Origin of the sequence: Enterobacter cloacae complex sp. (assembly GCF_900322725.1) — a bacterium.
Lineage (GTDB): Bacteria > Pseudomonadota > Gammaproteobacteria > Enterobacterales > Enterobacteriaceae > Enterobacter > Enterobacter quasihormaechei.
In genome coordinates this window covers 4,434,768-4,460,941 of the sequence record NZ_LT991957.1, presented here as the reverse complement: position 1 = coordinate 4,460,941, position 26,174 = coordinate 4,434,768, and the positions used below count along the sequence as shown (strand labels likewise).

25 protein-coding genes and 1 pseudogene are annotated in these 26,174 nt (G+C 55.0%); 12 read left to right on the top strand and 14 right to left on the bottom strand.

The features are described 5' to 3' along the window. Positions 1-22 precede the first annotated feature (22 nt). The 3 genes from zntB (at position 23) to dbpA (ending at position 2,865) form a co-directional block, all read left to right on the top strand. Positions 23-1,006, top strand: coding sequence for a zinc transporter ZntB (zntB, locus tag DBR02_RS21865; RefSeq protein WP_102751095.1), 984 nt, complete (start codon positions 23-25; stop codon positions 1,004-1,006). Between the two features lie 275 nt (positions 1,007-1,281). Further along, entirely contained in the window at positions 1,282-1,434 is a 153-nt protein-coding gene (gene ynaL / locus DBR02_RS26630; RefSeq protein WP_154817044.1) for a proline-rich small protein YnaL, read from the top strand. Positions 1,435-1,491: 57 nt separating this feature from the next. Further along, entirely contained in the window at positions 1,492-2,865 is a 1,374-nt protein-coding gene (gene dbpA, locus DBR02_RS21860; protein WP_107535447.1) for an ATP-dependent RNA helicase DbpA, read from the top strand. Positions 2,866-2,907: 42 nt separating this feature from the next. On the opposite strand, the gene ttcA is transcribed toward dbpA, so the two are convergent. Both ttcA and DBR02_RS21850 read right to left on the bottom strand, forming a co-directional pair. Continuing rightward, positions 2,908-3,843 carry a tRNA 2-thiocytidine(32) synthetase TtcA gene (ttcA, locus tag DBR02_RS21855; protein WP_107535446.1) on the bottom strand — a complete coding sequence of 312 codons (936 nt, stop codon included), beginning with the start codon at positions 3,841-3,843 and terminating at the stop codon, positions 2,908-2,910. 49 nt (positions 3,844-3,892) lie between these two features. Further along, positions 3,893-4,138, bottom strand: a pseudogene (locus DBR02_RS21850) (tyrosine-type recombinase/integrase); the annotation flags it as partial. Between the two features lie 33 nt (positions 4,139-4,171). Between DBR02_RS21850 and DBR02_RS27125 the strand changes: the two are divergent. The 3 genes from DBR02_RS27125 (at position 4,172) to DBR02_RS21840 (ending at position 5,001) form a co-directional block, all read left to right on the top strand. Then, complete coding sequence (locus tag DBR02_RS27125; protein WP_255507681.1) at positions 4,172-4,303, top strand: hypothetical protein; 132 nt, start codon at positions 4,172-4,174, stop codon at positions 4,301-4,303. Positions 4,304-4,377: 74 nt separating this feature from the next. Then, positions 4,378-4,575 carry a hypothetical protein gene (locus DBR02_RS21845; RefSeq protein WP_107535444.1) on the top strand — a complete coding sequence of 66 codons (198 nt, stop codon included), beginning with the start codon at positions 4,378-4,380 and terminating at the stop codon, positions 4,573-4,575. 3 nt (positions 4,576-4,578) lie between these two features. After that, positions 4,579-5,001, top strand: coding sequence for a GFA family protein (locus DBR02_RS21840; protein WP_107535443.1), 423 nt, complete (start codon positions 4,579-4,581; stop codon positions 4,999-5,001). Positions 5,002-5,035: 34 nt separating this feature from the next. Here DBR02_RS21840 and ompC read toward each other — a convergent pair whose 3' ends face one another. Then, positions 5,036-6,145, bottom strand: a complete 1,110-nt coding sequence (ompC, locus tag DBR02_RS21835) for a porin OmpC (RefSeq protein WP_107535442.1) — start codon at positions 6,143-6,145, stop codon at positions 5,036-5,038. A 387-nt stretch (positions 6,146-6,532) separates the two neighbouring features. Continuing rightward, entirely contained in the window at positions 6,533-10,057 is a 3,525-nt protein-coding gene (nifJ, locus tag DBR02_RS21830) for a pyruvate:ferredoxin (flavodoxin) oxidoreductase (protein ID WP_107535441.1), read from the bottom strand. Positions 10,058-10,327: 270 nt separating this feature from the next. Here nifJ and DBR02_RS21825 point away from each other — a divergent pair, with 270 nt between their 5' ends. Continuing rightward, the gene (locus DBR02_RS21825) at positions 10,328-10,594 is read left to right on the top strand and encodes a putative hemolysin (RefSeq protein ID WP_003856935.1); all 267 of its coding nucleotides are present in this window, start codon (positions 10,328-10,330) and stop codon (positions 10,592-10,594) included. A gap of 1 nt (position 10,595) precedes the next feature. Here the strand turns inward: DBR02_RS21825 and hslJ are convergent, their stop codons facing one another. The 4 genes from hslJ to DBR02_RS21805 form a co-directional block, all read right to left on the bottom strand. After that, positions 10,596-11,033, bottom strand: a complete 438-nt coding sequence (gene hslJ, locus DBR02_RS21820; RefSeq protein WP_102751091.1) for a heat shock protein HslJ — start codon at positions 11,031-11,033, stop codon at positions 10,596-10,598. Positions 11,034-11,156: 123 nt separating this feature from the next. After that, a complete protein-coding gene (locus tag DBR02_RS21815) occupies positions 11,157-11,285 on the bottom strand; it encodes a DUF2474 domain-containing protein (RefSeq protein WP_017693358.1) in 129 nt (42 codons plus the stop codon). Further along, positions 11,285-12,295: a cytochrome d ubiquinol oxidase subunit II gene (cydB, locus tag DBR02_RS21810; protein ID WP_107535440.1), complete on the bottom strand. Its 1,011-nt coding sequence runs from the start codon at positions 12,293-12,295 to the stop codon at positions 11,285-11,287. Before cydB ends, DBR02_RS21815 begins: the two co-directional genes overlap by 1 nt. 5 nt (positions 12,296-12,300) lie before the next feature. Beyond that, complete coding sequence (locus DBR02_RS21805) at positions 12,301-13,695, bottom strand: cytochrome ubiquinol oxidase subunit I (protein ID WP_107535439.1); 1,395 nt, start codon at positions 13,693-13,695, stop codon at positions 12,301-12,303. A 392-nt stretch (positions 13,696-14,087) separates the two neighbouring features. Here DBR02_RS21805 and ymcF point away from each other — a divergent pair, with 392 nt between their 5' ends. The 3 genes from ymcF to patD all read left to right on the top strand — a co-directional run bounded on the left by ymcF (position 14,088) and on the right by patD (position 17,347). Next, entirely contained in the window at positions 14,088-14,276 is a 189-nt protein-coding gene (ymcF, locus tag DBR02_RS21800; RefSeq protein WP_063866623.1) for a cold shock small protein YmcF, read from the top strand. Between the two features lie 82 nt (positions 14,277-14,358). Then, positions 14,359-15,783 (top strand): aminotransferase-like domain-containing protein, encoded by a 1,425-nt coding sequence (locus DBR02_RS21795; protein WP_107535438.1) that lies wholly within the window; start codon positions 14,359-14,361, stop codon positions 15,781-15,783. Positions 15,784-15,922: 139 nt separating this feature from the next. Beyond that, complete coding sequence (gene patD, locus DBR02_RS21790; protein ID WP_107535437.1) at positions 15,923-17,347, top strand: aminobutyraldehyde dehydrogenase; 1,425 nt, start codon at positions 15,923-15,925, stop codon at positions 17,345-17,347. Positions 17,348-17,382: 35 nt separating this feature from the next. Here the strand turns inward: patD and DBR02_RS21785 are convergent, their stop codons facing one another. Genes DBR02_RS21785 through DBR02_RS21775 form a run of 3 tightly spaced genes read right to left on the bottom strand, consistent with a single transcriptional unit; the run spans position 17,383 to position 18,276 of the window. After that, positions 17,383-17,565, bottom strand: coding sequence for a DUF1869 domain-containing protein (locus DBR02_RS21785; protein WP_063449914.1), 183 nt, complete (start codon positions 17,563-17,565; stop codon positions 17,383-17,385). Positions 17,566-17,568: 3 nt separating this feature from the next. Then, on the bottom strand, positions 17,569-17,922 hold the full coding sequence (locus tag DBR02_RS21780) for a DUF1971 domain-containing protein (protein ID WP_107535436.1): 354 nt from the start codon (positions 17,920-17,922) through the stop codon (positions 17,569-17,571). Positions 17,923-17,949: 27 nt separating this feature from the next. Further along, positions 17,950-18,276 (bottom strand): DUF1971 domain-containing protein, encoded by a 327-nt coding sequence (locus DBR02_RS21775; RefSeq protein ID WP_107535435.1) that lies wholly within the window; start codon positions 18,274-18,276, stop codon positions 17,950-17,952. Positions 18,277-18,519: 243 nt separating this feature from the next. Here DBR02_RS21775 and DBR02_RS21770 point away from each other — a divergent pair, with 243 nt between their 5' ends. Next, positions 18,520-18,693 (top strand): GhoT/OrtT family toxin, encoded by a 174-nt coding sequence (locus DBR02_RS21770; RefSeq protein ID WP_032670341.1) that lies wholly within the window; start codon positions 18,520-18,522, stop codon positions 18,691-18,693. A gap of 85 nt (positions 18,694-18,778) precedes the next feature. Then, positions 18,779-19,537 carry an alpha/beta fold hydrolase gene (locus DBR02_RS21765; protein ID WP_107535434.1) on the top strand — a complete coding sequence of 253 codons (759 nt, stop codon included), beginning with the start codon at positions 18,779-18,781 and terminating at the stop codon, positions 19,535-19,537. Between the two features lie 33 nt (positions 19,538-19,570). Here DBR02_RS21765 and DBR02_RS21760 read toward each other — a convergent pair whose 3' ends face one another. The 3 genes from DBR02_RS21760 to DBR02_RS21750 are packed head-to-tail and all read right to left on the bottom strand — an operon-like array spanning position 19,571 to position 26,059. Further along, the gene (locus tag DBR02_RS21760; protein ID WP_107535433.1) at positions 19,571-21,745 is read right to left on the bottom strand and encodes a virulence factor SrfC family protein; all 2,175 of its coding nucleotides are present in this window, start codon (positions 21,743-21,745) and stop codon (positions 19,571-19,573) included. Next, positions 21,742-24,723, bottom strand: a complete 2,982-nt coding sequence (locus DBR02_RS21755; protein ID WP_107535432.1) for a virulence factor SrfB — start codon at positions 24,721-24,723, stop codon at positions 21,742-21,744. The genes DBR02_RS21760 and DBR02_RS21755 overlap by 4 nt, the downstream gene beginning before the upstream one ends. A gap of 4 nt (positions 24,724-24,727) precedes the next feature. Beyond that, the gene (locus DBR02_RS21750) at positions 24,728-26,059 is read right to left on the bottom strand and encodes an SrfA family protein (protein ID WP_107535431.1); all 1,332 of its coding nucleotides are present in this window, start codon (positions 26,057-26,059) and stop codon (positions 24,728-24,730) included. Positions 26,060-26,174: the final 115 nt, after the last annotated feature.

Here is a 26,174-nt window from a genome sequence, read left to right as displayed (position 1 = left end):
GCGATAAAACGGTGGAGGCGCTGTGGAGAGCATTAAAGGGTCTGAAGTTAACGTACCTGACGCGGTTTTTGCATGGGTATTTGATGGACGCGGGGGCGCAAGGCCGCTTGAAGATCAGGATCAAATCGACAGCGAACATCCGTGCTGGCTGCACCTTAACTACACGCATCCGGACAGCGCCGAGTGGCTCGCGTCCACGCCGCTATTGCCCAACAATGTCCGGGATGCGCTGGCGGGAGAAAGTCTCAGACCCCGCGTAAGCCGGATGGGTGAGGGGACGTTAATCACGCTGCGTTGCATAAATGGCAGTACGGATGAACGTCCGGATCAGCTGGTGGCAATGCGTGTTTACATGAATGAACAACTGATTGTTTCTACCCGGCAGCGTAAAGTGCTGGCGCTTGATGACGTCATTAACGATCTGAAAGAGGGCACGGGGCCTACGGATTGCGGAAGCTGGCTGGTGGATGTATGTGATGCGCTAACCGATCATGCCAGCGAGTTTATTGAAGAACTCCACGATAAAATCATCGATCTGGAAGATAACCTGCTCGATCAGCAAATTCCTCCGCGTGGTTTTCTGGCGTTGCTGCGTAAACAGCTCATCGTGATGCGCCGCTATATGACCCCGCAGCGCGACGTATATGCGCGTCTGGCCAGCGAACGCATGAGCTGGATGAATGACGATCAGCGTCGCAGAATGCAGGATATTGCCGACCGGCTTGGCCGTGGTCTGGACGAGATCGATTCATGTATCGCCAGAACGGCGGTCATGGCGGATGAGATAGCGCAGGTGATGCAGGAATCACTAGCCAGGAGAACGTACACCATGTCGCTGATGGCGATGGTCTTTTTACCGAGTACGTTCTTAACCGGGCTTTTTGGCGTCAATCTGGGGGGGATACCCGGCGGGGAATACCACTATGGCTTTACCACGTTTTGCGTCATGTTAGTGGTTTTGATTGGGGGTGTTGCATGGTGGTTGCATCGCAGTAAATGGCTGTAAATTTACGTTTTTATGATGCAGCGTCTGCTTCAAAACGACATTTTAATTGAGCGAAGTCAATAAACTCCGACCATGTTAGGTGCAATATTACTCCCGCAGGTGAATGCAACGTCAAGCGATGGGCGTTGCGCTCCATATTGTCTTACTTCCTTTTTTTGAATTACTGCATAGCACAATTGATTCGTACGACGCCGACTTTATAGTCGGCTTTTTTTTTGCCTCCTGTTTGTCTGCGTCTACCCTTTAGGGGTCAGCACCCAAATCTGGAGGAAAAGATGAGTATGCTACTTGCCCTGCAACGCCTGACCACCTGGCAGTCCGATCCGGTGCCCACCGATCCGACCCCGATACCCGATCCCATCCCACGTCCGCAGCCGATGCCGGATCCGCCACCGGACGAAGAACCGATTAAATTGTCGCATCGTTAGCGGAGATCTGCGAGGATACGCGCCAACTGACTGCAATCATTACCACGAGAGTATATTGTGACCGCTTTTTCCACGCTGAATGTTCTGCCTGAAGCCCAACTGACTAACCTGAATGAGTTGGGCTATCTCACTATGACCCCCGTCCAGGCCGCCGCCCTGCCGGCTATCCTCGAAGGCCGTGACGTGCGCGTGCAGGCGAAAACCGGCAGTGGAAAAACGGCTGCCTTCGGACTCGGCCTGTTGCAGCACATTGATGCAACCCTGTTTCAGACCCAGTCCTTAATACTCTGCCCGACGCGTGAGCTGGCCGACCAGGTCGCGGGTGAGCTGCGTCGCCTGGCGCGTTTTTTGCCAAACACTAAAATTTTAACGCTCTGCGGCGGGCAACCGTTCGGTGCGCAGCGTGATTCTCTTCAGCATGCGCCGCATATCATTGTGGCGACGCCGGGCCGTCTGCTCGATCATCTGCAAAAAGGCACCGTGTCACTCGATGCACTGCAAACGCTGGTAATGGACGAAGCTGACCGCATGCTGGATATGGGCTTCAGCGATGCGATTGACGAATTGATCCGCTTTGCCCCGGCCACACGTCAGACGCTGCTCTTTTCTGCCACCTGGCCTGAGGCCATTGCGGCGATCAGCGGGCGTGTGCAGAAAAATCCGCTGACCATTGAAATCGATACTGTCGATGCCTTGCCGGCGATAGAGCAGCAGTTCTTTGAAACCTCTCAACAGGGCAAAATTCCACTGCTGCAAAAATTGTTGAGCCAGCACCAGCCGGCGTCCTGCGTAGTGTTCTGTAATACCAAAAAAGACTGTCAGGCGGTGTGCGATGCCCTGAACGATGCCGGGCAGAGTGCGTTATCGCTGCATGGCGATCTGGAGCAGCGCGATCGCGATCAAACGCTGGTGCGTTTCGCAAACGGCAGCGCTCGCGTGCTGGTTGCAACGGATGTGGCAGCCCGTGGCCTTGATATCAAATCGCTTGAGCTGGTGGTGAATTTCGAACTGGCATGGGATCCGGAAGTGCATGTCCACCGCATCGGACGTACCGCGCGTGCGGGTAACAGCGGTCTCGCTATCAGCTTCTGCGCCCCTGAAGAGGCGCAGCGCGCCAATATTCTTGCGGAAATGCTGCAACTTAAACTCAACTGGGTAAATGCCCCGGTGAACACCAGCGTTGCTCCGCTGGCGGCGGAAATGGCCACGCTTTGCATCGACGGCGGTAAAAAAGCCAAAATGCGTCCCGGTGACGTTCTGGGGGCGTTAACAGGAGATATCGGTCTCGACGGGGCAGATATTGGCAAGATCACGGTTCATCCTGCACATGTCTACGTCGCGGTTCGCCAGTCGGTTGCCCACAAGGCCTGGAAACAGTTGCAGGGCGGGAAGATTAAAGGGAAAACCTGCCGCGTTCGGCTGCTGAAGTAAGGAAAAAAGCGTCTCAGAAGCAGTGTCTGAGACGCTGTCAGGTTATTTCACTTCCACCACGTTCAGGCGCAGTTCATCGAACTGTGCCTCTTCTTCCTCCGGCTGCCAGCCGGCAGGCTGCATCGGGATGTCTTCGCGGTCAAAGGCCAGATCCCCGCCATTCACTACTTCTGAACCGTGGTTAATGCCTTTAAAATCGAACAGCTCAACGTCGGCCAGGTGCGAAGGCACCACGTTCTGCATCGCGCTAAACATGGTTTCGATACGGCCCGGATAGCGTTTATCCCAGTCACGAAGCATGTCGCCAACGACCTGACGTTGCAGGTTCGGCTGTGAGCCACACAGATTGCATGGAATGATAGGGAAGGCTTTAGCCTGAGAGAAACGCTCAATGTCTTTCTCGCGGCAGTAGGCGAGTGGGCGGATCACAATGTGTTTGCCGTCATCGCTCATCAGCTTCGGCGGCATGCCCTTCATTTTTCCGCCGTAGAACATGTTCAGAAACAGCGTTTGCAGAATGTCGTCCCGGTGATGACCAAGCGCAATTTTTGTAGCACCCAGTTCTGTTGCGGTGCGGTACAAAATGCCGCGACGCAAACGTGAGCAGAGCGAGCAGGTTGTTTTGCCTTCTGGGATCTTCTCTTTAACGATTCCGTAGGTATTCTCTTCTACGATTTTGTACTCAACGCCCAGGTTCTCCAGATACTCGGGGAGAATATGCTCCGGGAAGCCCGGCTGTTTCTGATCGAGGTTAACCGCGACCAGGGAAAAATTCACCGGTGCGCTTTGCTGAAGATTACGCAGGATCTCCAGCATGGTATAGCTGTCTTTACCGCCCGACAGGCAGACCATGATGCGATCGCCTTCTTCAATCATGTTGAAGTCTGCAATGGCTTCGCCCACGTTGCGGCGCAGTCGCTTTTGCAGTTTATTCAGGTTGTACTGTTCTTTCTTGTTAATTTCTTGATTTTCTTGCATTTATTTGTTACTCAGATCTCAAATGGGGCACAAGGCGAGGAAAACGATTTCAAAGCGTCAGCTTCGTATCCCGCTTTTCCACCTGTTCGCTGTTCATCTCTTCTCTGCATGTAGCATAGATTTCATACACCATCTGCGCATTATCGTGCCCCATCTGGTTAGCAATAAAAGACGGGTTTGCGGCTGCCGGTAAAAACCAGCATGCGAAAGTGTGCCGTGTATGGTACGGATTGCAGCGACGAATGCCAGCACGTTTTACAATTGAGTCCCACAAGGCGAATGGGTTGTCTACACTTAAAGCTTACGCAGTAATAAAACGGAGGTGAAAATGACTGACCGACCAGTTAATGGTGACCATCCTGATTTTAACCCCATCCCGGATAATCCGGAAAAGGATGGAAGTAAGTCCAAAGACGATCCTGGCTCAGCGCCTGAATCGGGCGATAAAGATCCAGAGTGATGACAAGCCGCCTTCACGAAGGCGGTTTTAACAAAATGTACAGCACCTCTTAGCTTTCCATTATCTACGATACCATGAAGAATAAAGACGAACAGACAGGATTAGTTGGGCTGGCGATTGGTGCCGCCGTTATTGGGCTGGTTTCATCACAGAAGATCATCAACCGCCAAAGTATTATCGATGAGCTGGTCAGGCTCGGCAGGCAGAAGGGGGATGGTGTCGAAGATGAAGTCTTTTTAAAAGCAGCTGAGTTAGTGAGAAAAGGGGTTTAAGCGATGGCTGAAATTCGGCAAGCACAGTGCCATTGTGGGGCGGTACAGTTTACCGTTGAGCTGACAGACGGCCTGAATACCGCACGCCGCTGTAGCTGCTCATTTTGTCGTATGCGTGGGGCGGTAGTCGTATCTGCGCCGTTGACGGGCATTAAGGTGATACAGGGGGAAGACAGGCTCACTGAGTACCGCTTCAACACCGGCACTGCGCGCCATTTCTTCTGCTCGGTCTGCGGTATTTACACGTTCCATCAACGACGCTCCAATCCCAACGAATACGGTGTCAATGTCGCCTGCCTCGAAAATGTCACGCCATTCGACTTCCCGGAAGTGGTGGTGATGGATGGGGTAAATCATCCCATGGATGGTGACAGCGGGGTGGTTGGTTACCTCTCATTCCGTAAAGAAGCCTCGAAACATCATTAAACGTTAGCCCGCAGATTTCTGCGGGCTGATACCATTAGAACTGATAAACCAGGCCCAATGCGACAACGTCATCTGTACCAATGCCGTTGTTTTTGTAGAATGAGTCATCTTCATCCAGCAGGTTGATTTTATAATCAACATAGGTGGACATATTTTTGTTGAAATAGTAGGTAGCACCTACGTCAGCATATTTCACCAGGTCTTTATCGTCCTGGCCATTGCCCAGATCTTTGCCTTTGGATTGTAAATACGAAATAGCCGGACGCAGGCCAAAGTCAAACTGATATTGCGCAGTGACTTCTACGTTCTGCGTTTTATTTGCTACCGCATCCGCATTGTCACCGTACGGCGTCATATTACGGGTTTCGGAATACATTGCCGCCAGGTAGATATTGTTGGCATCGTATTTCAGACCTGCGGTCCATGCATCCGCAGTGTCGCCGCCCGCAGTGGTGTAATTTACCTGATCGTTGGTACGGTCAGAAGAGGCGTATGCGGCGCCCGCACTGAAGCCCATGCCGAAATCATAGGTGGCGGAGATACCGTAACCATCACCGTTTTCATGACGCACATCGCGACCATTGTTGGTGCCTTCCTGATTGTTGCTGGCATCTTCATTATTACCCTGATACTGCACCGCAACGTTCAGGCCCTGCACCAGACCAAAGAAGTCGGTGTTACGGTAGGTCGCAACGCCATTGGCACGACCGGTCATAAAGTTGTCGGCATAAGTATAAGAATCGCCACCAAATTCAGGCAGCATATCGGTCCAGCCTTCTACGTCGTACAGTACGCCATAGTTACGGCCGTAATCGAAGGAGCCATAGTCGCCCACCTTCACACCCGCGAAGGCCAGACGCGTCCATGACTGATTGTCAGAACCTTCGGTGTTGTTTGCCTGAATGTTGTATTCCCACTGCGCGTAGCCGGTCATCATGTCGTTGATTTGGGTTTCACCTTTAAAACCCAGACGCATATAGGTTTGGTCGCCATCTTTCGACGCGTCGTCAGAGAAATAATGCAGACCATCGACTTTGCCATACAGATCCAGTTTATTGCCGTCTTTATTATAAATTTCAGCTGCGTGAGTGGTTCCAGCCATTAACAAAGCGGGGATCATCAGTGCCAGTACTTTTCTTTGCATTTGGATTATTCCTTTGCGGTTATTTTTTTATTACTTCGTGAACTTTCCGGACTGGAAAGCTGTCCCATGCTAAATCACTCTGATGGCGGATGAATAAATTATAATTGTTACGGGTTAAGTAAAATCTCAAACAAATAATGCGACTGAAATGATGATTGATGCCGTGAATAAATTACAGCGACAGATACAAAATAAAAATTATTAATTACGGGGTAAACAAGGTAATCTTCACGGCGTTATATGCCTTTAAGATTTTTTCATCCATAATTACCGTGAATACTGTTCAGAAGATTGAGACAATTTTCACCGATCTTTGGATTCGCCCGGTGCGCATGCATCGGGCTTTTTTTATGGCAAAAAAATGCCCGGACAAGCCGGGCATAAAGGTTATTCGCTGGTGGATTTTTCCGCTTTCCCCGCCAGTTGTGCCAGGAAATCATACCGCTTCTGAAGATCCGCTGCCGCATCCTTCCAGAGCTGCTCTGCTACTTCTGGCTGCTGAGCGTTCAGCCTGCGGAAACGTTGCTCCTGAAGCAGGGTCTCGGCGAGGGCGTCTGACGGTGGACGCGAATCCAGCGCCAGCGGCAATTTCCCTTCATCGGCACGGCGCGGATCGAAGCGGTACAGCGGCCAGAATCCGGTTGCGGTAAGCTGACGCATCTGGTCGTGGCTAAGCGCCAGATCGTAGCCATGTTCCTCGCACGGGCTGTAGGCGATGATCAGCGACGGGCCAGGATAAGCTTCCGCTTCCTGAATGGCTTTCACCGTCTGGTTGAGCTGTGCGCCCAGCGAAATCTGCGCGACGTAGACATGGCCATACATCATCATGCTGACGCCGAGATCCTTACGCGCCTTGCGTTTGCCATGCTCACCAAATTTCGTGACCGCCCCCAACGGCGTCGCTTTCGAGGCCTGTCCACCGGTGTTGGAATAGCACTGGGTATCAAGAACCAGAATATTGACGTTTTCGGTCAGGCTCAGCACGTGATCGAGTCCACCGAATCCAATATCGTAGGCCCATCCGTCACCGCCGATCAGCCAGATCGATTTTTCTACCAGCGCGTCGGCATCGGTCAGCAGTTGTTCAGCCCCTTCAATACCCTGAAGCGCATTGCGCAGTTCAGCAACCTGCGCGCGACGAACGTCAGGCGTGGCCTCCGCATGCAGCGCGTCATTCAGCTCTGCCGGGATTTTATCGGCAAACTCTTCCAGCAGACGCATTACGCGGGCACGGTGCTGGTCGACCGTCAGACGGAAGCCCAGTCCAAATTCTGCGTTATCCTCGAAAAGCGAGTTTGCCCACGCCGGACCGCGGCCGTTCGCGTCGGTGGTATACGGCGTGGACGGCAGGTTACCGCCATAGATTGACGAGCAGCCAGTCGCGTTGGCAATCAGCATTCGGTCACCGTAAAGCTGGGTAAGCAGTTTAATGTATGGCGTTTCACCGCAGCCAGAACACGCCCCGGAGTACTCGAAAAGCGGCGTAATGAGCTGTGAGGTACGAATGTCAATGCGTTCCAGCTTGTTGCGGTCGATTTCAGGCAGGTCGAGGAAGAAATCATAATTCACTTTCTCTTCTTCAACATGCTCCAGACGCGACATCATATTGATGGCTTTGATTGTCGGATCCTGACGATCTTTCGCCGGGCACACCTCAACGCACAGGTTACAGCCGGTGCAGTCTTCTGGCGCCACCTGAAGAACATATTTCTGGCCACGCATATCGCGGGATTTTACATCCAGCGAGTGCAGGCTCTCCGGCGCGTCAGCCATCGCTTCCGGCGATACCACCTTGGCGCGAATGGCCGAGTGCGGACAGGCCGCCACGCAGTGGTTGCACTGGGTGCACAGCTCTTCTTTCCAGATGGGGATCGCTTCGGCAATATTGCGTTTTTCCCAGCGGGTCGTGCCCATCGGCCAAGTGCCGTCAGGCGGAAGCGCAGAGACGGGCAGGGTGTCGCCCAGTCCGGCAAGCATCGCCGCCGTTACGGTTTTGACAAAATCCGGTGCGGCGTCAGACACCACTGGCGGTCGGTTCGGGCTGCCGGCATTGACCGGCTGCAACGGCACTTCGAACAGCGACTCGCGGGCCAGCGCCAGCGCCTGCCAGTTGCGTTCAACCAGCTCCTGACCTTTGCTGCTGTAGCTTTTGGCAATCGCTCCCTGAAGTTCCATAAATGCGCTGTCGCCCGGCAGAATGTTGGTCAGGTGGAAGAACGCCATCTGCATGACCGTATTGATACGCGCTGCCAGGCCGCACTCGCGGGCAATCTTCGCGGCGTTAATGACATACAGGCGCGCCTGTTTCTGGTTAAGCACTGCCTGGACTTCCTGGGGCAGGCGCGCCCAGACCTCATCAGCGCTGTACGGGGTGTTGATCAGGAAAATACCGCCGGGCTTCAGGCGCTCGGCCATCTGGTATTTATCAATGAACTGGAGCTGGTGACAGCCAACAAAATCTGCCTGCGAAATAAGGTAAGCCGAGCGGATTGGGTTTTCGCTAACGCGCAGGTGGGAGACGGTCAATCCGCCTGCTTTTTTGGAGTCATAGACGAAATACCCTTGCGCATACCACGGCGTGGAGTTACCGATAATTTTGATGTTGTTTTTGGTCGCCGAGACGCTGCCGTCGCTGCCCAGGCCGTAGAACAGCGCTTCCAGTTTCGCATTCGAGGGCAGGGTGTTTTCCGGCAGCGGGAGAGAAAGGTTAGTCACGTCATCATAAATGCCGACCGTAAAGCGCGGTTTCGGTTTTGCCTCGCGCAGTTCAGTGAATACGGCCAGGACGCATTCTGGCCCGAACTCTTTGGAGGATAAACCATAACGCCCGCCAATGACGCGCGGCAGCGTTTCGCGTTCGCAAGCATTGAACGCCTCAGCCAGCGCCGTCATCACATCAAGATAGAGCGGTTCAGCCTGTGCGCCAGGCTCTTTGGTGCGGTCAAGTACCGCCACGGCACGCGCGCTTTCCGGCAGGGCTGCGAGCAGGTGTTTCGCTGAGAATGGACGATAGAGGCGCACTTTGAGGACGCCCACTTTTTCCCCACGCGTCAGCAATTCGTCGACCACTTCTTCACAGGTGCCGATGGCTGAACCCATCAGGACGATCACGCGCTCGGCCTGCGGATGGCCGTAATATTCAAACGGCTTATACGCGCGACCCGTCGCAGCGGCAAAATCGTCCATCGCCTGTTCGACATGATCGTATACCGCGTTGTACCACGGGTTTGTCGCCTCGCGGGACTGGAAATAGGTGTCCGGGTTTGCCGACGTTCCCCTAATCACCGGGTGTTCCGGATTGAGGGCACGCGCGCGATGAGCATCAATGTCAGCCTGCGGCAGCAGGTTCAGAATAGTATCGTCCGGCAGCGGAACGATTTTATTGATCTCGTGTGACGTGCGGAAACCATCGAAGAAATGAATAAACGGCACGCGGCTTTTCAGCGTGGCAATATGCGATATCAGCGCGAAGTCCTGTGCCTCCTGCACGCTACCGGCGCAGAGCATGGCGCAGCCGGTCTGACGCACGGCCATCACGTCCGAGTGATCGCCAAAAATAGAGAGCGCGTGAGTGGCCACGGTGCGCGCGGCAACGTGCAGGACAAACGGTGTTAACTGTCCTGCCAGCTTGTAAAGCGTGGGGATCATCAGCAGAAGACCCTGTGACGACGTAAACGAAGTCGACAGGGCACCGGTCTGCAACGCACCGTGCACGGTGGCAATGGCGCCGGCTTCGGACTGCATCTCAACGACGCGCGGGACGTCGCCCCAGACGTTTTTTAGGCCATTCCCGGCCCAGGCGTCTGCCTGTTCAGCCATCGTTGAGCTTGGAGTAATTGGGTAGATGGCGATAACTTCGCTGGTACGAAACGCAACCGACGCGACTGCACCATTGCCGTCAATAGTTTGCATAGGACAACACCCTTACATTGCGCAAAAAGAGGGGCCTGTAAAACGACGACAGACCCTGAATATTATCTGTGTATTTTAGCAAAGCTCAGGGTTTGCGATTTTCGCTTTTGTGTCCTCGGTATGCGCTGTATCAATGACTGGATGGCTAGTTGCGTTAAAAAATTGCGAGAAATTGTTACCAGAGCGCATAAATACGCACATCCGCTCTCGACGATGCGGCGCGTGATGCCTATTATGCTTAGGTTTCGCTTTAATTATGGGGAGAAAGGTATGCGTTCAGCATTTTGGGTAGGATGTGCCGCGTTACTGTTGTCGGCATGCAGCAATGAACCTGTACAGCAGGCGACAGCGGCACACGTTACGCCAGGTATGAGAGCGGCTATGTCCAGCTCTGGACAAGCTAACTGCGCAATGATTGGAGGGTCACTTTCCGTTGCTCGCCAGCTCGACGGCTCCGCCATCGGCATGTGCGCATTGCCTAACGGCAAACGCTGTAGTGAGCAGTCGCTTGCCGTAGGGTCGTGCGGAAGCTACTGAGTTATTCTACTCGCTTAAACATTAATGACTTATCGGCTGTTGCCAGCGTTAACTGGTCTTCGGTCAGGTCTACCTGTGCGCCTTTGCTTAGCATATCGGCGATGGTCTGATCCAGTGCATTAAGCTGCGGCTCGGTGCAGAGTTTCCGCGTCATGGCCAGCGTTTTGACGGTCAATTCTCCTTCGGACAATTTCCCCTGTCCGTTGAAGCCGTTGCACATCGTGCCGGAGACGACAATGTTGTTAATCAGGCTGATATTAGGCTGCGCACTGAAGCGAATTTCAGGCTGCGTTTTACCGACTTTCACCGCTTTGCCATCAACGTTTTCCAGCACGAAGCGGTGGTTCTCTAGCTGTTCGGTCTGAACGGAGGCTTTGCCAGGGTTAACGCATCCAGCCAGTGCGAGGCTGATTAAACTTACTGCCGCGAGCTTTTTCATTTTTCTTCTCAAACTATCAATGCTGTAAATATTTTTTCAGTGTAACGATACCCTCCTGGGTGTTAATGGGGTTTATCTGAAAGTGCGAGAAAGGACCGGGCGGCGGCGCACCCGGTGAGATACTTAATGAGATTTAAATCCAGCCGCTGCCATCAGCATTTTGAAGAGCATACTGACGCAGGCCAGCGCCAGTACGCTGCCGCCCCAGATGATGGCAAGCCACATCAAACGTTTCCATACAGGTTGTTGCATCAGTGATAACCCTCCCCATGCTGTACTTTTCCGCGAAAAACGTAATAACTCCAGAAGGTGTAGACCAGAATGACGGGAATGATCAACAGTGCTCCCACCAACATAAAGCCCTGGCTTTGGGGTGGGGCGGCGGCCTCCCAGAGGGTAATGTCCGGTGGGATGATATGCGGCCAGATGCTGATCCCAAGCCCGCTAAAACCAAGGAATACCAGTCCTAAGGTCATGATAAACGGCAGGGTATGGCTCGCCGGATTATTCAGGCAGCGCCACTGACACAAGCTCAGGATCACAACCAGCGCAGGGACGGGCAGCAGATAAAACAGGTTCGGCAGCGTAAACCAGCGTGCAGCAATGGCCGGTTGCGCCAGAGGCGTCCAGATACTGATTACTGCAATGCACCCCAGAAGAAGGAGCAGGAGCACCTTCGATACCTGACGCATCCGCCGTTGCAGGGCATTTTCGCTTTTCATGACCAGCCACGTTGATCCTAACAGCGCGTAAGCCACCACCAGGGCCGCACCGCAAAAAAGAGTAAATGCGGTAAACCAGTCAAATGGACCGCCGCTGTAAGCGCGACCGGTGACGCTGAATCCATGGATCACCGCGCCGACGGTAACGCCCTGGCTGAACGTCGCCACAATCGACCCGCCAATAAAGGCCTTATCCCAGAACGGGCGGTGCGCCGGAGTCGCCTTGAAGCGAAATTCAAAGGCAACTCCGCGAAATATAAGACCGATCAGCATTATGGTCAGGGGAATAGTGAGCGCGTCGATGATGACCGCATAGGCAAGAGGAAAGGCACCAAACAGAGCCGCTCCGCCAAGCACCAGCCAGGTTTCGTTTCCGTCCCAGACCGGAGCTACGCTGTTGACCATCACATCGCGATCGTCTGCATCCGGCGTTGCCGGAAACAGGATACCTATCCCCAGGTCAAAACCATCCATTACGATATACATCAGGGTGGCGAAAACGATAATAACGAACCAGATAATGGAAAGATCGATACCCATTACGGTTACTCCTTACATTCAGTGGTGACGGCAGAAAGCGGACGAGCAGGGCGGCCGTCGGATTCGGTCGCGAAGGATCCATGGGGCTGCGGCCCTTTTTTAATCAGACGCACCATATAGCTGTAGCCCACGCCAAACACCGCGGTATAAACCACGAAGAAAGCCAGCAAGCTGATGCTCATGTGCAGATCGCCATGCGCGGAAACCGCATCCTTTGTGCGCTGTAGCCCATAGACGACCCAGGGCTGGCGGCCAACCTCCGTAGTTACCCATCCGGCGAGGATGGCGATCAGCCCGGACGGCCCCATCAGCAGGGCAAACCACAGGAAGGGACGCGAGGTATAGAGGCGGTGTCTGTAACGCAGCCACAGTGCCGCCACGCCCAAAAGCAGCATCAACATTCCTAAACCGACCATAATGCGGAAAGACCAGAAAACAATCGTGGCGTTCGGACGATCTTCTTTCGGGAACGCCTTCAATGCCGGAACCTGTTTATCAAGGCTGTGGGTCAGGATCAGGCTGCCCAACGCGGGTATCGCCAGTCCAAAACGGGTCCGTTCCTGTTCCATATCCGGCCAGCCAAACAGCAGCAGCGGCGTGGGTTCACCCGGCGGGTTCTCCCAGTGGCCTTCTATAGCGGCTATTTTCGCGGGCTGGTGTTTTAAGGTGTTCAGCCCGTGCATATCGCCCACCAGCGCCTGGACAGGGGCGACGATCAACGTCATCCACAACGCCATGGAGAACATGGTGCGAATGGCGGGCGTGTTGTTGCCGCGCAGCAAATGCCACGCCGCAGAGGCACCGACAAACAGCGCGCTACTGAGGAAAGCCGCTATCGACATGTGCAGAAGGCGATAAGGGAAGGAGGGGTTAAACACCACGGCAAACCAGTCCACAGGAACCACCTGACCGTTTACGATTTCATACCCTTGCGGTGTCTGCATCCAGCTGTTTGACGAGAGGATCCAGAACGTAGAAATGATGGTTCCCAACGCGACCATGCAGGTTGAAAAGAAGTGCAGCCCCGGCCCGACCTTATTCCAGCCAAATAACATCACCCCGAGGAAACCTGCCTCCAGAAAGAACGCGGTGAGCACTTCATAGGTCAGCAGGGGGCCGGTAATACTGCCCGCGAACTGCGAAAACCCGCTCCAGTTGGTGCCAAACTGATAAGCCATCACCAGACCGGAGACCACGCCCATACCAAAGTTAACGGCGAAGATCTTCGACCAGAAATGGTACAGCGAACGCCAGACGGGATTTTTGGTTTTTAGCCACAGCCCTTCCAGCACGGCGAGATAGCTCGCCAGGCCGATGGTGATTGCTGGAAATATAATATGAAAGGATACGGTAAAGGCGAACTGTATTCGCGCAAGATGAAACGCATCTAGACCAAACATGCATTGCCTCAATGTTAAACGGTGTGCTGTTATGATAAAGAGCGGCCAGATGTGATATCAGAAGCAGAAAGCTATAATTTATCTATAACAGTTGAGGAAAATGGCTAACTTTATCTAGCTGATATACTTAACCAGGAAGAATAAAAAAATTCTTTTTATGATTTTTACGCATTAAACAGCTTGCTTTGTCACCAGCAACATGCGTTAATGGATTTCTGGTTTTGAATCCAAATAAATATCTGACGTAGTTTTATAAAGCAGTTCTCATCACGTTGTGCCTCTCCGCAGCCTCTCTTGGGTCTTTATCTACATTCCGATTCGTTTTGTATCGAACCATTTATGCCTGATCGGCTCATGAGTAATTTACGTTTTTACGTTTACAGGAGAATCCTATGACTTCTTATATCCATTTCCGCTGCCCATGCTGTCATGGCTCGCAGTACCGCACCTCAGCTTTTGACGTGTCTGATAAAAACCCGTTCGGCGCGAAATGCATTTTCTGCAAATCGCCGATGATCACGCTCGACCACCTGGCCGCTGCGCATTCTGCTCAGAATCACGTTACCGAATACCGCAAGTAAGCCACCGCATTTCCCATAACAGTTAGCACAATCTTCTCTTTTTCTCCTGCTGATATACACTGTCAGCAATAAGGAGAATCTGATGAAAAAATACCAGCGTCTGGCGCAACAAATAATCTCGCAGATTGAGCTTGGCGTATGGTTGCCGGGCGATAAGCTGCCTTCCCTGCGAGAGCAGGTGGCAAGCAGCGGCATGAGCTTTATGACCGTGGGCCACGCGTATCAGATGCTGGAAAGTCAGGGGCGCATTGTTGCCAGACCGCAGTCGGGCTACTACGTTGCCGCGCGCCCGACCACGCACCAGCCTGCACCGCCCGCGCAGGTGATGCGCGACGAAGTGGTAGACATCAACACCTATATCTTCGACGTGTTACAGGCCAGCCGCGACCCCTCCGTTGTCCCTTTTGCCTCAGCATTTCCCGATCCACGCCTCTTTCCGCTTCAGCAACTCAACCGCTCGCTGGCTAACGTCAGTAAAACGGCCACGGCCATGAGCGTGATTGAAAACTTGCCGCCGGGTAACGTCGACTTACGTCATGCCATTGCCCGTCGCTACGCTCAGCAAGGGATGAATATCTCCCCGGATGAAATTGTGATCACCGCGGGCGCGCTCGAAGCGCTCAACCTCAGCTTACAGGCCGTCACGGAACCAGGTGACTGGGTTATTGTTGAAAACCCCTGTTTTTATGGCGCACTCCAGGCGCTTGAACGTCTGAAGCTGAAAGCGCTTTCGATTGCCACTGACGTGCGGGAAGGTATCGATCTCAATGCCCTTGAGCAGGCGTTAAACGACTATCCGGTAAAAGCCTGCTGGCTGATGACCAACAGTCAGAACCCGCTCGGCTTTACGCTGAGCGCAGAGAAGAAAGCCCAGCTGGTGGCCTTGTTAACCCGGCACAACGTCACGCTGATCGAAGACGATGTTTACAGCGAACTCTATTTTGGCCGCGAAAAGCCGCTTCCGGCAAAAGCCTGGGATAAGCAGGACATGACGTTGCACTGCTCCTCATTTTCCAAGTGTCTGGTGGCCGGTTTTCGCATTGGCTGGGTGGCGGCGGGAAAACATGCGCGCCGTATTCAGCAGTTGCAGCTAATGAGTACGTTATCGACCAGCTCTCCCATGCAGCTGGCGCTGGTGGATTATCTGGCGACCAAACGTTACGACGCCCACCTTCGTCGCCTGCGGCGTACGCTTGCTGAACGTAAACAGCAGGCCTGGCAATCGCTTCTGCGCCATATGCCTGCCGGCGTCAAAATCCATCATAACGACAGCGGCTACTTTTTATGGCTGGAGCTGCCTGAACAGCTGGATGCGGGGCAGTTGAGTGAAAAGGCATTAACCCATCAAATCAGCATTGCCCCCGGCAAGATGTTTTCCACCTCCGATATCTGGACGCCGTTTTTCCGTTTCAATACCTCCTGGGGTTGGAGCGAGCGGGAGGAACAGGCTGTCGTCCAGCTGGCGGCGCTAATTCGCGAAATGATGCTGCCGCCAGTCACACCTTGATGAAAATTCCTGAAGCGGCAGGGCGCGCGGTCTACCTTTAATAAGGGAGTACGGCTTAAAAGCGTGACGTTGTCACGTATCGAGCCGACAAAACGTGTGCTGACAGCGAAAATAATGTCGACTTTAACAGGACGGTGCTATGCAAAATCAATTGCTGATTAATGGTGAACTGGTGGCTGGCGAAGGTGAGAAGCAGGCGGTTTATAATCCTGCCACGGGTGAGGTGCTGCTTGAGATTGCTGAAGCATCGGCTGCACAGGTGGACGCCGCCGTCCAGGCTGCCGATCGTGCGTTCACAGAGTGGGGACAAACGACGCCGAAAACGCGCGCCGACTGTCTGTTAAAGCTGGCTGACGTGATTGAAGCCAACGCCGACGCGTTCGCGCAGCTGGAATCCCTTAATTGCGGAAAGCCGCTCCATTGTGCTCTGGGAGATGAAATTCCTGCCGTGGTTGATGTGTTTCGTTTCTTTGCCGGGGCCGCCCGCTGCCTGAATGGGCTGGCTGCCGGAGAATATCTGGAAGGACATACCTCGATGATTCGCCGCGATCCGGTTGGCGTTGTCGCCTCTATCGCGCCCTGGAACTATCCTCTGATGATGGCGGCGTGGAAGCTAGCCCCCGCGCTGGCAGCGGGAAACTGTGTCGTCATCAAGCCATCTGAAATTACCCCGTTGACGGCGCTGAAGCTGGCAGAACTGGCGAAAGATATCTTCCCGGCAGGCGTGCTGAACGTGCTGTTTGGTCGCGGCAAGACCGTAGGGGATCCGCTGACCGGTCACGAAAAAGTGCGCATGGTTTCCCTCACCGGCTCTATCGCCACCGGGGAGCATATTATTGGTCATACCGCATCCTCTATCAAACGTACCCATATGGAGTTGGGTGGAAAAGCGCCGGTCATTGTCTTTGACGATGCAGATTTGGATGCCGTGGTTGAGGGGGTGCGTACGTTTGGCTTCTACAATGCCGGTCAGGATTGTACCGCAGCCTGTCGAATCTATGCCCAGGAAGGAATTTATCCCGCCCTGGTTGAAAAGCTGGGCGCAGCCGTTGCCAGCCTGAAAATGGGCGCCCCGGACGATGCATCAACGGAGCTTGGTCCGCTCAGCTCCGCCGCGCATCTTTCCCGCGTATGTGCTGCCGTGGATGAAGCCAAAGCCCTCGGTCATATCCGCGTCGTCACGGGTGGCAGTAAAGCAGAGGGGAGCGGATATTACTTCCAGCCAACGCTGCTGGCCGGGGCGAAGCAGGAAGATGCGATCGTCCAGCGAGAAGTGTTTGGTCCGGTAGTCAGCGTGACGGCGTTTGAGGATGAAGCGCAGGTGCTGGCCTGGGCCAACGATTCGCAATATGGCCTGGCCTCGTCCGTCTGGACAAAAGACGTCGGGCGTGCACATCGGCTCAGCGCACGGTTGCAGTATGGCTGCACCTGGGTGAATACCCATTTTATGCTGGTGAGTGAAATGCCCCACGGCGGGATGAAGTTATCCGGTTACGGCAAAGATATGTCGGTTTACGGCCTGGAAGATTACACGGTTGTGCGACATGTGATGATCAAACACTAAACCCTTATGCCCGGCACAGTGCCGGGCGATTGTGCTTACCAGCCACACACGTCGTGTTCATTTTCCGTATCGTAGGCGCGAACGGTATTCACCAGATCCTTCACGACATCTGCCGCGACATCCGGGATCAACAGCTCCATAGGCGCCTCTGTCTCATAATCTACCGACACGCCGTTGCTGTTGTTGGTGACGGTCACGGTGTAGGTTGCCTTACCCATAACTTAATCCTTATGCGTGTTGACCACTTTACCGATACCCGCCCCGCTGAGCGTGACGGCAGGATCCGCGAAAAAGTCGATATTAAAGTAAGTATCGTCGGTCAATAGCTCAATGCGGTGCCATTTTTGCGGAGGGGAGATGCCAAAAGAACCGGCCTCAATCACCACTTCCAGATCGGGTTCGGTGGCATCGCCATCGGCAAAGCCAAAGTAACGGACCGCACCCTGCATAACGGACAAACGCCCGTACACGCCAGCTTTGGTGTTGTGATGGGTAAAAAGCGCTTTTGGGGCGGTCTCTTTATTCCAGAACGGGGTCGAGCGGGTGTGAACAAAGTTTTCAGGAATACGTAACATAATAGTTTCCTTCATGATATCGGGCGCTTAAAGGGACTTAAGCACCTCAGGTTCAACAAAGAATTCAATATTGAACAGGGTGTCGTCGGTCATCAGCTCAATGTGATGCCATCTCTCTGGCGGGAAAACGCCGAAATGACCCGCCTCAATAACGAGTTCGCTGTCAGGCTCGGGCGTAAATTCATCAGCATAGCCCAGATAACGCACTGCGCCGCGCATCACCGACAGGCGCGGGTAAACGCCCGGACCCGTACCCGTATCAAGGTGGCGTTTAAAAATGCCGGCGGGGGCCGTTTCTTTGTTCCAGAAAGGCGTGGAACGGGTGTGAATGCAACTCTGTGGAATGCGTAGCATGTTTCCTCCCATGAAAGCCTGCTCTTATTAGACTGCTTTCTGAGGGAATGAATTTATCAAAAAGTGCATTTTATATGCATCTTATCAATAATAACCGTTTTGCTTTACCCGGCGTTGTTACACAAGATACTCAGTTGTTATTATCCTTAGTATTTAAGTGGTTATGATGTAATGAAAAAACTTGATCTGTGTCAACATATGACGCATATTGCGTGCGGTTATTTTTTGGCTCAGGTAAACAGAATGACGTTGTATCAAAAGATGTTGGTGTTTTACGCAATCATGGCCTCTGTCTGTGCCTTAATCACCTGGTTCCTGTCTAAAGATCGAAAACGTATTCGCTTGTTGAGCGCATTCCTGGTGGGCTCCACCTGGCCGATGAGCTTTCCTGTAGCCCTGTTGATCTCACTTTTCTGAAGCACGCTTCCAGAATTATCATCCAGACATAGCATTCCATAAATAGAGCCTGTATAAATATACAGTCATCATGCATGGAGTGCTTATGAACAGTTTCTATTCACAGCAAGCAGGCTGTACCGTTCGCTGGCAAGATCTTCCCGGATTCGGTGACCCGGTTGTGTTTATCCACGGGTTGGGCTGTGCATCGTCGTATGAATATCCTCGTATTGTCTGTGATACCCGTTTCGGCGGGCGCAGAGCCATTCTGATCGATCTTCCCGGTAGCGGTTACAGTGACAAACCTGGCAACTACCGTTATCGCACAAGCGAACAGGCACAGGTTGTGGTTGAACTGTTAAACCATCTCGGTCTGGATAGGCTCTGGCTTTATGGTCATAGCATGGGCGGGAGTATCGCGATCGAAACGGCAACGCTATTGAAGTCGCGCGTGAAGGGCCTGATCGTGTCTGAACCCAATTTTCGTGCAGGTGGCGGGATGTTCAGCCGATCTATTGCGGCCCAAACCGAACAAGATTTTCTTGAGCAGGGATATGATGACCTGCTGCGGGCGGAAACGTCGGCGTGGGCGGGAAGCCTTCAAAGCAATGCCCCCTGGGCCGTCTGGCGCGGCGCAACGAGCCTCGTCGAGGGCATTAAACCTGACTGGGAACACCTGTTCTTGTCATTGAACTGCCCGATAAGGTTAATTTTTGGTGAGAGGTCTCTGCCTGATGAAGATTTTAATCGCCTGCAACAAAAAGGCGTTCCGGTAAAAATTATCCCCGATGCGGGCCATTCAATGTCCTGGGAAAATCCCTCCTCGTTTGCTCAGGCTTTCTCTGACTTTCTGAGCGGAGCATGAATGGGCAGCCCGCACTTAAGCGGGCTGCAATGATTAAGACAACAGGGCAGACAGTGCTTTGCGCTCGGCAGGCTGAACGTCATACGGACACTGATAATCCACGTTTTCAATGGCGCGGGTGTAGAGCGCAACCAGCCAGTCATAAACGTAAGCTGTCGCCGCATGAACAGGCTGCTCACCCAACCGGGTGAGGCGGGGTGAGGCGCTGCTCACAACCGGCGTCACAAAAATGGCCTGACCTTTGCGGATCCGGCTTGCAGGCCGTTCAGCGACGGGAGTCAGTTCATATCCAAGCCAGCCAATGAAATTGCCTATCGCGGCATGCAGCTGTGCGCCACTGCTTTTATCTGTTTCTACAATACGTTGCAGTTGCAGCGGCAGGTTCAGCCGGTAGCTGGTGACGATCAGCACATCGGCAATCTGCTGTAATACGCCTGTGTCCAGGCCCAGCCGGGCAGCCGCCGCGTCGTTGCGACTCCACTGACGAAGATGGTTAACCCACACGCTATGGGCCATTCGCGCCTTGTCCTTGGTCTGCAACGCGCCAGGATTATCCTGCGCCTCTTCCGTAAACAGATCGATAACGTCGTTAAACAGGCCGTTGACCTGTTCCTCACGAGGCTGGTGAACCGTCAGCAGCGTCTCAAACGCTTTTAACGGCGGCAGAAGCCCTTCAAGCAGTTCACCGTGACGAGCGGCGCTGCCTTGCAGCGTTCGAACCATTTTTTCGGCCTGAGCCCGCTCAGCTATTGTGTCGCGGGTAAGAGGGCCGATATAAGGGCGCATCAGTGCCGACAGCGACTGTTGCAACACGCTTTTCAACGTTTGAAGACGCTTCTGGCGCTGGGCCGGCAGGGTAGCCTGCGACAGCCATTCGATCACCCGCTGCATGCTGTGGGAATCAAGCGCCTGGAGCGTGCCCCAGCGCAGACCCGGCTGGCCCAGCAACTGCTGCACCGCTTCGTCAAGGTTCTGCTTCGTGGTGAACCGCGCATCATGAGGGGTAATGGCCCAGACCAGCCCCGGCAATGCGGACTCTTCCACCGGCTGCGTCTCTTTGACCCAGTTTTGCAGGAGCCTGGCCGTTTTTGCCGTCTGCTGGTGGTGCGCTGTTGCGTTGCAGATAACGAGCACATCCGGCTGAATTTGCTGACGATAATGCTCCAGCAACCACTGGCATTTTGCCTGCGTCATCAGCGGCGTGTTTTCCTCAGTAATGGCCGGAATATCAATAATATCGACGTTATCGAGGGCGCAGCTCTCAACGGGCAGCACCAGTTCGCGTGTCAGACATGCCAGTACATCGACGGGCAGGCTAATGGCATTAAGCAGCTCGCCGTTATTAATCGGGTGAAGCAGGGTTTCCTGCGCTTCTGGTACGGTAAATGCCCCATGAGTCAGGAAACCTTTACACGGCAGGCCAAAGCTGTCCACCAGAAGACTCAACGGCGCGGCAAGCGCGCTGGCATGGCCGGTTTGATGCAGCACATGGGCGAGTTTAAGCCACTGCTGGGTTAACTCCTGTTGCTCACCCCACAGCAGGGACCAGACGCTGGCGCGCGTGCTGAGATCCAGCGACGGGATCAGCAGGGCAAACTGATGCCACAGGGCATCGTCAATCTGCTGCTTAGCAGCCGGGAACCTGCTCTGCCAGAAACGGGCAATAGTCGCCACTTCCTGTTCGGTCATTCCCGGCACGCTCTGCGGTTGACGCAGCGCACGCCATTTTTCAAGCCGGGCTTCAATCACGGACTTATCCACCGCGCGGATCTGCGGATCCAACGTGGTGCGCGCAATAAACAGCTGCACCAGCTCGGCCTCCGTCACCAGGCGCAGGCGCAGCGGAAACGCCTCATCGGCAATCTCGCCGGACGACCTGCTGAAACGAACGGCCATGTTGGTTGGCGCATGTCCCGGATTGATATGCGAGAAATAATCGAACGTGCGTTGACCCGGCGTGACGTTCAGCCGTTCGCCGCCGCTGCCGCACAGGGAGGCCAGCAGGTGTGCTTTCGCCGTCTGCGAGTGGCCGTATAAGCCAATGCTGCTCCGGCTGACAAGGGCGCGATCGAGCGCCTCTTCGCGCGCGCGGGCTGCGTTAAGGCGGGCAAGCAGGGCGTCGGCGTCGTTATCCAGCATCGGGGCGTGCTGTCGCGTCTCGTTGATCCACCCGATTAAGGCCTGGGTGGTGGCAGTCGTCCCGGTCATTTGAGGTATACGCTCCCGCTGTCGATCCAGTAATGGCTGCCGCTGTGTCGGCGATCGGCCAGAGTATTCAGTTTAAACGTCAGGGCATCCGGCGGCACGGGCGTGCCGTCCTGGAGCCAGGCGTCGCTCAGCTCGAACGATTCCGGGCCTTCCTGCCTGTTGCCGCCACGCAGCTTCAGGCGCACGTTCAGCACGCCGTCGCCCGCGATGGCTTTCGCCAGCTCGGCAGAGTTGATGCTCAGGGTGTAAAGCGGCGTGGCGGGCCAGCGGGCATTGGCCAGCTGCCGGAAGCCGAGCGTAACGTTACCGCGCAGCGGGAAGTGCAGACGGGCGTCCAGTTTCGCGCCGGGTTTATCGAGCTCGATGTCGTGATACCAGACGTTCTCGTCCCGCAGGGTATTGATCGTGTTATCCAGCACCCCCAGATAACGCACCGTAGAGTACGCGCCAATATCGGCCGCTTTGAAGTTAAAGCGCGGCAGACGAAGATCCAGCGCCAGGCTACAGAGCATCGCCCCCACGGCGGCGGTGGATTTCGGGTTGCCGATCCGTCCCTGCTGGCTGAACGGATACCATTCATGAACCTGGTATTTATCCAGCCAGACGATACGATTGACGGGCACCGGTTGCAGGTGGCGAATCAGGGCCTGAACGCCCGGCAGGCAGCCCGGCCGCCCCGTGATCAGCAGAATATCGCAGCTGTAGTGAGAAATTGCTTCGCATACCGCATGAAGCGGGGCGGCGAGCGTGAACTGCCCCGCCAGCATGGCGTCACGCATCTCCCGGAAATTGACGTGCAGCGGCACGCTGAACAGATCAAAGTGCTCTGAGCCAGCAGGCAACGCATGGTCGATCGCCTGCTGGAGATAATTCATCACGTTACGCGTCGGTTTTTGGGTCAGCAGGTCGCCAAAAGTGGCGTGCAGCCCGGCCAGCGGATCGTCAATATCGCTCGATTCCCACGCCGCCAGGATCGCGTGACCGATCGGCATAAACAGCTGAAGCGCCGTTTGCTGGCGCAACACTGCCTGGGTATCAATCCGCCCGGAGTCGCCGAACAGGGATGCCATCAGCAGGGAGGCATCGGCTATGCCGGATTTCTGAAGCTGGGTTTGCAGCGCGGGCAGTACGTAGCGCTGGATCACGTCCAGCAGCGTATCATCGCCGGCTACCTTGAACCCTTCGCGGAACAGCAGCTGCGGGGTAATTTTGACGTTATTACCGGAGCCATCATCGAGCTGATAGTGCGTGATGGCCATATCCGTCGTGCCGCCGCCGATATCGATAGAGGCAACGCGCAGCGCACGCCCCGGCTCGACGCCCGGCTCAGGCGCGCGATCCGGACGGGCGAGGGAGGCGAAAAACGCTTCGGTCTGGCCGCCGAAGTGGGAAATGGCTTCGTTATAGAGCCACACCAGTTGGCCGCAGCTGGCTTCGTCCCACTCCATCTGGATCTCAGGAACCGGAACCACGCTTTTTTCCTGCTGCTTCCGGCTGGCAAAATCTTCATCCTGCGGATGCCAGCCCATCGCTTTCCAGACGATGGCAATGGCTTCGAACATGCGGCGACGGAAGATCTCGCGCTCCTGTTTCGGCATCGCCGAAGGCAGGGTGAGGATCAGCGTACGCAGCTGGCGTGGAGAGGCCGGGAAGCCGAGCCGCAGGCGCGTGGCAACGCTGTTAATCTGGCCAAGCGCCTGCGCCAGCAGCTCACAGAGCATGTGCGTCATCAGGGTGCTGCGGCTGTACTGCGGAGAGAAGACCGGCAGGCGCTCATCCTGCGGCAGCGTAAAGAGCGGTTCCCCGTCGTCGTTCATCAGGTTCATCAGCGGAAACGCGGTCGCCAGCGGTTCGCGTTGAGTTTTGCTGTTCATCTGGCTGAAGCGCCAGTCCTGCGCGACCGGCGTTTCGTCCCACAGGTAGCGACGCGGGCTGGAGATCCCGCTGTTGCCTTCAGTGCCCAGACGCTGCATCGCCAGCTTACGCGCTTCATCACCCACGCGGACAATAGATGGCCAGACGAACGCATCCTCACGGCCGCTTTCCACCGAGAAGTGTTGCTTGCCAAAGCGCGCTTCAGAAAATTCGAGACGGCTGGTAAACAGCGGCTCATTCAGGAATTGCGGCTCGCTCAGAGAGCGCACCTGGAGTTCAGCCGTCTGGCGCAGGCCGTCATTGGCATCACCATGATCTTCAATAATCACGCCGCAGGTGTGGGTGTTGCCTACGTCAAGGATCAGATCGACAGGAATGGCTGGGGTGCTCAGGGTGTGGGTAACAAACTTTACTTCCGGCACGGTCAGTTGTTCACCGAGCATAGATAGCAGGTTGAGCCAGTGTGCCTGATACTCAAAGCTACGCATGGCCTGATGCAGCTCGCGTTCAGATCGTTTTTCAACTCCGTCGGCAAACTGCGTAAAGGCTTCGCGCAGCCAGCCGTCAATCCAGGTCTGGTCGAGAAAGCTCTCAACTTCATTGTCGCGCCAGGCAAGTGCGAAACGCGTCCCGTTCAGGATATCGTTTTCAATCGGCGACAGCGCGGACGTTGCATGTTCTGCAATCTGGCTGTCGAGGGCGATGGTGACGCGGTGCGTGTTGCCAGCCGCGTCGGGTGTGGAAAGCTTTCGCACCTGGACGCGGGCCCAGTTGTCCGGGCCATCAACAAACGTCCGCGGCGGATTAAAGCGCAGGAAAGGAAGCGGCAGCCAGACGCCGTCCAGCACGGTCAAAGAGTCGTGCAGCGGAATAGTGCTTTCAGGCTTGACCACTTCCGGTTGCCCGCCATCGGCGGCAGGCAGCGTGTACCGACCGTTAACCAGATCAAAATCCAGACGCAGCAGCGGGCCATTTGCCGTTTTACGCACGAAACGCCCATTGCTGGCGGTGTCCTGCGGCGTCAGGCCAAAATCGAGGAACTGTACGCCGCTGTTAGCAATCAGCGTAACGCTCTGTTTATAGTCGCAAAGATTAACCAGCATAGGATCAGACACCTGCTTTCTTGAACGTCAAAGGAACGACGGTGTTGGCATCGTAACGTGCGGTGCATTCCGCCACATCGCTGGCACCCGCCTTACAGGTCACTTCCGGCATCGGATACCGTGAGCCGTCGGTGCAACGTGCGTTGCCGCGCGTTTTAATCAACAGCTCGCCGTTGCTGTGTAATCCGGAGAAGACGTCCACGCGGCAGACAATATTGTCGCCATGCACGACCCGGGCGAAACCTTTGTTGTTCTGGATCTGATAGCGCAGCGATGGCGGTTTGCCGGTGAGCGGGTCCTGCACATCGAGAAACGCGCGCCAGGTACCGTTCAGGAAGCGCGTTAACCCGGCCTTGACCTGGTTTGCCTCCATCACCATTGCATCTTTCGGTATCGCGGTAATGACCACAGGCTCGGCCGCCGGAGCAGGCGCTTTTACCTTCGGCTCTACCACTTCGGCCTGGTGCAGCGGGAGTTTTAACTCAAGCGGCTCCACCGTCTTAATCGGGACCGGCGCAATCGCCACGGGGGCTGGTGCAGGCGTGGCGGCCGGCGCTGCGGTCGCGGCCTGTTTTGGCCACAGCAGCGGGGTGGCAATGGCCGCAACGATGACCGCGGCAACCGGCAGTAGCCACAGAGGGGAGCGACGCTTTTTCTGCACGACCGTCGGTGCGGGCTCTGGCGGCTCGACGTTCATGCGCACCGGCTCTGGCGTATAGAGTTCATCTTCGGTGATACGGACGGTAGCCGCAGGCGTGATAAGCGGGGCATCGGCCTGCTCAAAGGTCACCGCCGGGGCGGGTTCTGGCTCCGGTTCAGGTTCGACAATCACCTCTGGCTCAGGCTCAGGGATCAACGATTCGCGCAGGCAGTCCAGCACGTCATCGCGCGCATTCTCGTTAAGATTGACGAAACCCCAGAAGCAGATCACCGGCTTGCCATCGACGAGATAGACAAAGTTTTCCCCGGGAAACTGGAAGGCTTTTGAAAGCAGTGAGCCAAACAGCTGCTGCGCCGTTTTCGGTGACTGGAGGCATTTTTTACTCAGCGACTCCACGCTGGCAAGCGTGTTTTCCAGATAGCGCAGGGCACGAAAGCGATCGTCTTCGTCCGCCGCCTTCCAGCTGGAGACCGAGCCCTCAACCGGGGAGTACCAGTCAACGCGGTCGGCGCCGTCATTGACCTGAGGAATGGCCAGACAATCGACGATAGCCTGCTGTTTGCGCAACCGAAGCGCTTCCCGAATTTGCAGGGCTGATTCAAAAACGGCCTGTCCGCCGCCGCCAACGGCCTGAAAATCATCCAGATTGCCGCTGCGTAAAAGTGTTTTTGCCACGATTTGGTCCTGTAGACTTTTTCACGCCGTTACTTTAGCTAAACGCGATTGCAAACAAACGGCTGAGGAGACGGCAAAAGGGACGATTTCTTGCGGCATTGATCGGGACGGTTGT

What these genes read in the sequence shown, in the direction of transcription:
- patD (WP_107535437.1), top strand. Translation starts at nt 15,923, where the DNA reads ATGCAAAATCAATTGCTGATTAATGGTGAACTGGTGGCTGGCGAAGGT.
- DBR02_RS21760 (WP_107535433.1), bottom strand. Translation starts at nt 21,745, where the DNA reads ATGACCGGGACGACTGCCACCACCCAGGCCTTAATCGGGTGGATCAAC.
- DBR02_RS21775 (WP_107535435.1), bottom strand. Translation starts at nt 18,276, where the DNA reads ATGCTACGCATTCCACAGAGTTGCATTCACACCCGTTCCACGCCTTTC.
- DBR02_RS21780 (WP_107535436.1), bottom strand. Translation starts at nt 17,922, where the DNA reads ATGTTACGTATTCCTGAAAACTTTGTTCACACCCGCTCGACCCCGTTC.
- ompC (WP_107535442.1), bottom strand. Translation starts at nt 6,145, where the DNA reads ATGCAAAGAAAAGTACTGGCACTGATGATCCCCGCTTTGTTAATGGCT.
- hslJ (WP_102751091.1), bottom strand. Translation starts at nt 11,033, where the DNA reads ATGAAAAAGCTCGCGGCAGTAAGTTTAATCAGCCTCGCACTGGCTGGA.
- DBR02_RS21795 (WP_107535438.1), top strand. Translation starts at nt 14,359, where the DNA reads ATGAAAAAATACCAGCGTCTGGCGCAACAAATAATCTCGCAGATTGAG.
- DBR02_RS21805 (WP_107535439.1), bottom strand. Translation starts at nt 13,695, where the DNA reads ATGTTTGGTCTAGATGCGTTTCATCTTGCGCGAATACAGTTCGCCTTT.
- DBR02_RS27125 (WP_255507681.1), top strand. Translation starts at nt 4,172, where the DNA reads ATGACTGACCGACCAGTTAATGGTGACCATCCTGATTTTAACCCCATC.
- DBR02_RS21815 (WP_017693358.1), bottom strand. Translation starts at nt 11,285, where the DNA reads ATGCAACAACCTGTATGGAAACGTTTGATGTGGCTTGCCATCATCTGG.
- ymcF (WP_063866623.1), top strand. Translation starts at nt 14,088, where the DNA reads ATGACTTCTTATATCCATTTCCGCTGCCCATGCTGTCATGGCTCGCAG.
- DBR02_RS21755 (WP_107535432.1), bottom strand. Translation starts at nt 24,723, where the DNA reads ATGCTGGTTAATCTTTGCGACTATAAACAGAGCGTTACGCTGATTGCT.
- DBR02_RS21765 (WP_107535434.1), top strand. Translation starts at nt 18,779, where the DNA reads ATGAACAGTTTCTATTCACAGCAAGCAGGCTGTACCGTTCGCTGGCAA.
- nifJ (WP_107535441.1), bottom strand. Translation starts at nt 10,057, where the DNA reads ATGCAAACTATTGACGGCAATGGTGCAGTCGCGTCGGTTGCGTTTCGT.
- ttcA (WP_107535446.1), bottom strand. Translation starts at nt 3,843, where the DNA reads ATGCAAGAAAATCAAGAAATTAACAAGAAAGAACAGTACAACCTGAAT.
- DBR02_RS21845 (WP_107535444.1), top strand. Translation starts at nt 4,378, where the DNA reads ATGAAGAATAAAGACGAACAGACAGGATTAGTTGGGCTGGCGATTGGT.
- DBR02_RS21770 (WP_032670341.1), top strand. Translation starts at nt 18,520, where the DNA reads ATGACGTTGTATCAAAAGATGTTGGTGTTTTACGCAATCATGGCCTCT.
- ynaL (WP_154817044.1), top strand. Translation starts at nt 1,282, where the DNA reads ATGAGTATGCTACTTGCCCTGCAACGCCTGACCACCTGGCAGTCCGAT.
- DBR02_RS21785 (WP_063449914.1), bottom strand. Translation starts at nt 17,565, where the DNA reads ATGGGTAAGGCAACCTACACCGTGACCGTCACCAACAACAGCAACGGC.
- DBR02_RS21825 (WP_003856935.1), top strand. Translation starts at nt 10,328, where the DNA reads ATGCGTTCAGCATTTTGGGTAGGATGTGCCGCGTTACTGTTGTCGGCA.
- cydB (WP_107535440.1), bottom strand. Translation starts at nt 12,295, where the DNA reads ATGGGTATCGATCTTTCCATTATCTGGTTCGTTATTATCGTTTTCGCC.
- DBR02_RS21840 (WP_107535443.1), top strand. Translation starts at nt 4,579, where the DNA reads ATGGCTGAAATTCGGCAAGCACAGTGCCATTGTGGGGCGGTACAGTTT.